The sequence below is a fragment of the Winogradskyella wandonensis genome (genome assembly GCF_004346845.1).
In the GTDB taxonomy this organism is placed as follows: domain Bacteria; phylum Bacteroidota; class Bacteroidia; order Flavobacteriales; family Flavobacteriaceae; genus Winogradskyella; species Winogradskyella wandonensis.
Map to the genome: position 1 here is coordinate 206127 of NZ_SMGI01000003.1, position 1993 is coordinate 208119.

The window sequence follows — 1993 nt, forward strand, 5'->3', positions numbered from 1 at the left end:
GTGGGTCTACTTCTGTACCGTTTGGTACACCGTCACCATCACAATCGGCTACATACCAATCGCTGGTCGTATCCATTAAGTCTACATTAGCTAAATTACCTCCATCACATGGGTCTTCTGGGTCCGTACCATTAGATGTCTCTGTACCATTATCTTCGCCATCACCATCACAGTCTTCAGCTTGCCATATAAGATTAGATGTATCTTCGTCTCCTGTTATTCCATCATCTACACAAGGATTATTTGGATCAGGGTCCATATTATTAGGAGTACCATCACCATCACAATCTGCTGTACCTAATCCATTACAAGGATCAAACGTTACCGTTACCGTTGCTGGATTTGATACATTACCCTCATCATCGGCTACCGTATAAGTAATCGGTGTTGGGTCGCTAGTGAATGTTGGCTCTGGCGTGAACACTATCTCGCCAGCTGGAGTCGTCGTCCATGTCCCTTCGCCTGGTACTGTTAATGTACTTGGGTCTCCATCACCGTCTGCATCCGTTGGGTCAATAACTATTGTCGTCGGGTCTACTACATCGCCATCGGTATCATTACCTGTTACAGCTACACTTACTGGACTGCCTGTCGTATTGCCTGTACTGGTATCATCTACCGCTACTGGTACATAATCTATTGTGATGGTTGCTTCATTTGAAACATTTCCATCATTATCATCTATCGTATAATTTACCGGTGTTGGGTCTTGCGTAAAACCTGCTTCTGGTGCAAAACTTACTGCGCCTGTTACGGGATTGACTTCCCAAACACCCTCGCCTGGTACCGTAAAGCCTATAACATCACCATCACCATCTAAAACAACCATAGTCTCACCGCCTGGTAATACTAAACTTACACTCGTGGCGTCTAAACTACCATCTGGGTCCGCATCTACGCCATTGCCATTATCTGCTATAACATCTACTGATACAGTAGCTCCTGGGGTGTTTGCTAAACTAGCATCATCCTGAGCTACTGGTGGCTGGGCGTCATACACTACCGTTACTGTTGCCTCATTAGATGTGTTGCCGTCATTATCATCTATTGTGTAGGTAATTGGTGTTGGACTCCCTGTAAAGCCTGGCTCTGGTGTGAACACTATCTCGCCGGCTGGAGTCGTCGTCCATGTCCCTTCGCCTGGTACTGTTAATGTACTTGGGTCACCATCACCGTCTGCATCCGTTGGGTCGATAACTATTGTCGTCGGGTCTAATGTCCCGTCTGGGTCATTATCATTCCCGATAACATTAACCGTTACTGGCATATTGGTCATATTACCGGTACTGGTGTCATCTACCGCTACCGGTGGTTGTGGCGTAAACGTTACCGTTACCGTTGCTGGATTTGATACATTACCCTCATCATCGGCTACCGTATAAGTAATCGGTGTTGGGTCGCTAGTGAATGTTGGCTCTGGCGTGAACACTATCTCGCCAGCTGGAGTCGTCGTCCATGTCCCTTCGCCTGGTACTGTTAATGTACTTGGGTCTCCATCACCGTCTGCATCCGTTGGGTCAATAACTATTGTCGTCGGGTCTACTACATCGCCATCGGTATCATTACCTGTTACAGCTACACTTACTGGACTGCCTGTCGTATTGCCTGTACTGGTATCATCTACCGCTACTGGTACATAATCTATTGTGATGGTTGCTTCATTTGAAACATTTCCATCATTATCATCTATCGTATAATTTACCGGTGTTGGGTCTTGCGTAAAACCTGCTTCTGGTGCAAAACTTACTGCGCCTGTTACGGGATTGACTTCCCAAACACCCTCGCCTGGTACCGTAAAGCCTATAACATCACCATCACCATCTAAAACAACCATAGTCTCACCGCCTGGTAATACTAAACTTACACTCGTGGCGTCTAAACTACCATCTGGGTCCGCATCTACGCCATTGCCATTATCTGCTATAACATCTACTGATACAGTAGCTCCTGGGGTGTTTGCTAAACTAGCATCATCCTGAGCTACTGGTGGAAT

The 1993-nt window shown here is 46.4% G+C and carries 1 protein-coding gene; it reads right to left on the bottom strand.

Annotated elements, in window-relative coordinates; genetic code table 11:
- The coding region (locus DFQ05_RS13610; RefSeq protein ID WP_199221990.1) for an Ig-like domain-containing protein at positions 1 to 1993 on the bottom strand (1993 nt) is incomplete at both ends.